The 4,912-nt window shown below is 69.2% G+C and carries 7 protein-coding genes and 1 pseudogene; 1 reads left to right on the forward strand and 7 read right to left on the reverse strand.

Annotation, left to right across the window (positions count from 1 at the left end; genetic code table 11):
* From VG899_12785 to VG899_12815, 7 genes and pseudogenes are all read right to left on the reverse strand, one after another.
* A partial coding sequence (locus VG899_12785) for an NADH dehydrogenase subunit D (GenBank protein ID HWA67230.1) occupies positions 1 to 489 on the reverse strand: 489 nt, incomplete at its 3' end.
* Positions 489 to 1,112 carry an NADH-quinone oxidoreductase subunit C gene (locus VG899_12790; protein ID HWA67231.1) on the reverse strand — a complete coding sequence of 208 codons (624 nt, stop codon included), beginning with the start codon at positions 1,110 to 1,112 and terminating at the stop codon, positions 489 to 491. The genes VG899_12785 and VG899_12790, both read right to left, overlap by 1 nt.
* Before the next feature lie 188 nt (positions 1,113 to 1,300).
* Positions 1,301 to 1,756, reverse strand: a pseudogene (locus VG899_12795) (NADH-quinone oxidoreductase subunit B family protein).
* Between the two features lie 13 nt (positions 1,757 to 1,769).
* A complete protein-coding gene (locus tag VG899_12800; GenBank protein ID HWA67232.1) occupies positions 1,770 to 2,120 on the reverse strand; it encodes an NADH-quinone oxidoreductase subunit A in 351 nt (116 codons plus the stop codon).
* A gap of 66 nt (positions 2,121 to 2,186) precedes the next feature.
* Positions 2,187 to 3,449 (reverse strand): geranylgeranyl reductase family protein, encoded by a 1,263-nt coding sequence (locus tag VG899_12805; GenBank protein ID HWA67233.1) that lies wholly within the window; start codon positions 3,447 to 3,449, stop codon positions 2,187 to 2,189.
* 81 nt (positions 3,450 to 3,530) lie between these two features.
* Entirely contained in the window at positions 3,531 to 4,226 is a 696-nt protein-coding gene (locus tag VG899_12810; GenBank protein HWA67234.1) for a class I SAM-dependent methyltransferase, read from the reverse strand.
* A gap of 3 nt (positions 4,227 to 4,229) precedes the next feature.
* Complete coding sequence (locus tag VG899_12815) at positions 4,230 to 4,565, reverse strand: DUF4229 domain-containing protein (protein ID HWA67235.1); 336 nt, start codon at positions 4,563 to 4,565, stop codon at positions 4,230 to 4,232.
* A 138-nt stretch (positions 4,566 to 4,703) separates the two neighbouring features.
* On the opposite strand from VG899_12815, the gene VG899_12820 reads away from it, so the two are divergent.
* The coding region (locus VG899_12820) for a BldC family transcriptional regulator (protein ID HWA67236.1) at positions 4,704 to 4,912 on the forward strand (209 nt) is incomplete at its 3' end.

Consider the following 4,912-nt stretch of genomic DNA (forward strand, 5'->3'; position numbering starts at 1 on the left):
CGTCGCTAGCCACACCGTGTGCGACGAGATCCGGTTGATCTCCATCATCATGATCCGGATCAGTTGAGCTCGGGCCGGTGCCTCGATGCCGAGCAACTTCTCGACGCCGAGGCAGTAGGCCGTCTCGTTGAAGAACGGCGCCAGGTAGTCGGCCCGGGTCAGGAAGGTGACACCCTGCGTCCAGGTGCGGAACTCGGTGTTCTTCTCGATGCCGGTGTGCAGGTAGCCGATGACCGGCCGGATCTGCTGCACCGTCTCGCCTTCGAGCTCGAGCACGAGCCGGAGGACGCCGTGCGTCGAAGGGTGCTGCGGCCCCATGTTGACGACGATCCGCTCGGACTCGTTCGGGTCGACGGCGTCGACAACCTCGTCCCAGTCGCCGCCGCCGACGGTGAACACCCGGCCGTCGCCCTCGGGCGAGTTCCCGCCGTACGGGTCCTCGTCGGTGTAGGTGCTCGCGTAGTAGTCGGTCCCGCTGTCAGTGCTCATTACGCGTAGGACCTCCGCTCGTCGGGAGGGGGGACGGTGGCGCCCTTGTACTCGACCGGCACGCCGCCGAGCGGGTAGTCCTTGCGCTGCGGGTGGCCGGGCCAGTCGTCCGGCATCTCGATCCGGGTGAGCGCCGGGTGACCGTCGTACACGATCCCGAAGAAGTCCCACGCTTCGCGCTCGTGCCAGTTCGCCGTCGGGTAGACCGCGGTGACGCTCGGCACGTGCGGGTCCTCGACCGTCACCGAGACCTCGAGCCGGATCCGGCGCCGGTAGGTCATCGACAACAGGTGGTAGACCGAGTGCAGCCGGCGCCCGGTCGGGTCGTTGATGTAGTCGACGCCGGAGACCCCGGCACACATCTCGAAACGTAGCGCCGGGTCGTCACGCAGCACCTGGCAGACCTCGACGAGCGCCTCCCGCTTGATGTGCAGGGTGAGCTCGCCGCGATGGACGACGACGGCCTCGACGGCGCCGGCGAAGTCGGGGTACGCCGTTTCGAGTGCGCTGGTCGCGGCGTCGAACCACCCGCCGTACGGCTTCGGGCTCGACACGACGTGGGTGGCCTGCACCACGAGCCCGCCGAAACCCGACGTGTCGCCGAAGCCCGACGCCCCGAACATGTCACGGCGCGAGCCCTCGCTGGATTCGCTCACGCGTGGTCTCCGGGCAGGGGCGCGGCATTCGCGTACGGCGTGATCTCGACGTCGACCGGCAGGCTCTTGGAGCGGCGGGTGTCGCGCTCGATCGGCTTCTCGTACGGCGAGTTGTCGATGGCGGTCGGCTCGAGCTTGCCGGACAGCGGACCGGTCTTGATCTTGTCGTGCAGCTTGAGGATCGCGTCGAGCAGCATCTCCGGCCGCGGCGGGCAGCCGGGCAGGTACATGTCGACCGGCACGATGTGGTCGACGCCCTGGACGACCGCGTAGTTGTTGAACATGCCGCCGCTGCTCGCGCACACGCCCATCGCGAGCACCCACTTGGGCTCGGACATCTGGTCGTAGATCTGGCGCAGAACCGGTGCCATCTTCTGCGAGACGCGGCCGGCCACGATCATCAGGTCGGCCTGCCGCGGCGAGGCGGAGAAGCGCTCCATGCCGAACCGCGCGATGTCGAAGCGCGGACCGCCGACCGCCATCATCTCGATCGCGCAGCAGGCCAGCCCGAACTGCGCCGGCCACACCGAGTTCTTTCGCGCGGTGTTGAGGATCTTCGAGACCGTGGTGAGCAGCACGCCTTCCGGCAGCAGCTTTTCTTCGATGCCCATGCCTACACCCGCCTCAGTCCCACTCGAGACCGCCGCGGCGCCACACGTAGGCGTACACGACGAAGACGGACAGGATGAACAGGATCATCTCGATGAGGCCGAACATGCCGAGGGAGTTGAAGGCGACGGCCCACGGGTACAAGAAGATGATCTCGATGTCGAAGACAATGAACAGCATCGCGGTCAGGTAGTACTTCACCGGGAACCGGTGGCCCCGGAAGGCCTGCGGGCTGGGCTCGATGCCGCATTCGTAGGACTCCAGCTTGGCCCGGTTGAACCGCTTCGGGCCGGTCATCGCGCCCATGATCACGGAGAACACCGCGAAGCCCGCGCCGATGACGGCGAGGATGAGAATCGGGATCATTGCTCTCCTTCTCCTCCCTGCCGGCGGACAACCGCGACGAGTCTAGGTGCGGCCTTCATCGCGCAATCACGCGGCCGGTGCGATCCGGGCGAGGCCGTTGATGATGCGGTCCATCGCGTCGCCGTCGGTCGGGTCGGTGAGGTTCGCCAGCAGCTTCAGGCAGAACTTCATCAGTGTCGGGTGCGGCAGGCCGTGGCGGGTGCACAGCTTCATGACCGACGGATGCCCGATGGCGCGCACGAAATGCCGACCGAGGGTGTAGTAGCCGCCGTACGTCGCGTCCAGCGCCCTCGGGTATCCCGCCAGCACCCGCTCGCGGCGCGGGCCCGCCGGCTCCGCCAGCGCCATCGCGACGACCTCGGCGGCCAGCCGGCCCGACTCCATCGCGTAGGTGATGCCCTCGCCGTTCATCGGGTTGACCATGCCGCCGGCGTCTCCGACGAGCAGCGCGCCGTCGGCGTAGTGCGGCTTGCGGTTGAAGCCCATCGGCAGCGCGGCGCCGCGGATCGGCCCGGTCGCGTTCTCGGGTGTGAAGCCCCACTCCTCGGGCAGTGCCGAGACCCAACGGTCGAGCAGGTCGCGGTAGTCGGTCTGCCCGAAGGCGTCGGAGGTGTTGAGGATGCCCAGCCCGACGTTCGAGGTCCCGTCGCCCATGCCGAAGATCCAGCCGTACCCGGGAAGCAGCCGGCCCTTGCCGGGCTGGCCGTCCCACAGCTCCAGCCAGGACTCCAGCCAGTCGTCGTCATGGCGTGGGCTCTTGTAGTAGCGGCGGTAGGCCACGCCCATCGGACGGTCCTCGCGTCGCTGCCGGTCCAGAGCCAGGGAGAACCGGGTGCTGTTGCCGTCGGCCACAATCGTGATCGGCGCGCGAAAGCTGCGCCCGTCCTTGGTCGTGACGCCCTCGATCCGGCCGGTGCGCTCGTCGCGGATCGGATCGGTCACCGTGGTCAGCTCGTGGATCTGCGCGCCGGCCTTCTGCGCCGTACGCGCCAGCATGTCGTCGAAGTCCTGGCGCTGCCGCACCAGGCCGTACGACGGGTACGCCGCGAGGTCCGGCCACGGCATCTCCAGGCGCATCCCGCCGCCCATGATCCGCAGGCCGTGGTTGGCCAGCCAGCCTGCCTCGCGGGAGGTGTCGATGCCCATCGCCACGAGCTGCTTGACCGCCCGCGGGGTCAGGCCGTCGCCGCAGACCTTCTCGCGCGGGAACTTCGTCTTCTCGCACGCGATGACCGACAGCCCTGCCTGCGCCAGCCAGTACGACGCGGTGGATCCGCCAGGACCGGCGCCGACCACGACGACGTCCGCGTCGTACTCGTGGCTTGTCACGCCTTGACCCTGCCGTTCAATGCGACGCTGCCTTCCGAATACCGGTGATCGTGAAACCGTTCACATGCGGCAAGCACGATCCTATCGAGGCCGACAACCCGAGTGGAGGGCGACCGCGCCCAGCAGCAGCTGGCGCCACCTGACGCGCTCCCAGCCGGCGGCGGCGATGCGCTCGGCGAGCACGTCGGGGCCGGGCCAGGCGTCGACGCTTTCCGCGAGGTAGTCGTAAGCCTCGCTGTTGCTGGCGACCAGGCGCGCCAGCCGCGGCATGACGTTTCGCACGTAGAAGTGATGTCCCGCGCGCAACGGTTGGCGGCGTGGCGCACTCGTCTCGAGCACCGCGATCCGCCCGCCCGGCGCGGTGACCCGGGCCAGCTCCGCGAGCGCGGCGTCGACGTCTTCGACGTTGCGCAGCCCGAAGGAAATGGTGACGGCGCTGAACGACTCGTCCCGGAACGGCAGCCGCAGCGCGTCGCCCGCGACGAACCGCATGGCCGGGTTTCGCTGCCGACCGACGGCGAGCATCCCCTGGGAGAAGTCGCAGGCGACCACCTTGGCGCCGCGCTCCTGCAGGCTCGCCGAGCTCGCCCCCGTACCCGCCGCGAGGTCGAGTACGACGTCAGCCGGTCCGATCGCCAGCGTGTCGGCGACGATGCGGCGCCACCGCCGCTCCTGCCCGCCGGTCATGACGGCGTTCATCCGGTCGTAGTTGTCGGCGACGGCGTCGAACATCCGCGCGACGTCGCGGGGGTGCCGGTCGAGCTGGGCCCGTGGCATCCGCTAGGACTGCTTCGCGTCGTCGGCCGCGGCGGCGGGGTGGGCGGACTGCCCGTGAACGCGGTCGGCGTACTCGTCCTCGGCCTGCGTGCGTTCGGCCATCTTCGAGCGCCCACGCTCGACCGTGCGCTCGATCGCGGCGCCCATGTCGATCCGCTGCTGCTTGAGCGCGAACCAGCTGACCACGCCCGAGACGAACAACGCAGCCGCGATCAGGTACAGCCCCCGCAACCCGGCGAAGTAGCCGATCGCGAGACAGGCGGCGAGCAGGCCGAGCCGCAGCAGGTTGTAGACCAGCACCGCCTTGGCGCCGCTGGGGTCGCTGGGGTGCTCGCTCACGGTTGCGAGGGTACGCGCGAGGGTCCGTGGCCCGTCGTCCACCGGGGCGGCGGGCTTACCTGACAAGAACCAGGAGAAATGGGACAATGCAGGCATCTCGGTGCATCTCGCCTGAGATGGGGGCGGGAGGGCTCAGACGTGGAAGCGCGCGACAGACTGCTGACGCCCGGGGAGGTCGCGAGCCTGTTCCGCGTCGACCCGAAGACCGTGACCCGCTGGGCCGCCGCCGGGCGCATCAACAGCATCCGTACGCCGGGCGGCCACCGGCGCTTCCGCGAATCCGAGATCCGCGACCTGCTCCGCCAAGACGGCTCCAAGCCGATGCCCGCCGCTGCGGTGGCTCCCGC

This window comes from Mycobacteriales bacterium, from assembly GCA_035550055.1.
Lineage (GTDB): Bacteria > Actinomycetota > Actinomycetes > JAFAQI01 > JAFAQI01 > DASZTV01.

What these genes read in the sequence shown, in the direction of transcription:
- VG899_12790 (HWA67231.1), bottom strand. Translation starts at nt 1,112, where the DNA reads ATGTTCGGGGCGTCGGGCTTCGGCGACACGTCGGGTTTCGGCGGGCTC.
- VG899_12810 (HWA67234.1), bottom strand. Translation starts at nt 4,226, where the DNA reads ATGCCACGGGCCCAGCTCGACCGGCACCCCCGCGACGTCGCGCGGATG.
- VG899_12800 (HWA67232.1), bottom strand. Translation starts at nt 2,120, where the DNA reads ATGATCCCGATTCTCATCCTCGCCGTCATCGGCGCGGGCTTCGCGGTG.